We start from the raw sequence: 205 nt of genomic DNA on the forward strand, positions 1-205 counted from the left end.
AAGAAGATAAGAAGGTAGAAGAGCAGCAAAAAGCAGAGGAAGAAAAACGTAAGCAAGAAGAGCAGCAAAAAGTAGAGGAAGAAAAACGTAAGCAAGAAGAGCAGCAAAAAGCAGAGGAAGAAAAACGTAAGCAAGAAGAGCAGCAAAAAGTAGAGGAAGAAAAACGTAAGCAAGAAGAGCAGCAAAAAGTAGAGGAAGAAAAACG

Annotated in this window: 1 protein-coding gene; it reads left to right on the forward strand. The window is 39.0% G+C overall.

Annotation, left to right across the window (positions count from 1 at the left end; translation table 11 throughout):
- The coding region (locus MR066_RS27515; RefSeq protein WP_242249050.1) for a hypothetical protein at positions 1-205 on the forward strand (205 nt) is incomplete at both ends.

It is taken from the genome of Bacillus cereus group sp. BfR-BA-01523 (assembly GCF_022662615.1).
In the GTDB taxonomy this organism is placed as follows: Bacteria; Bacillota; Bacilli; order Bacillales; family Bacillaceae_G; genus Bacillus_A; species Bacillus_A mycoides.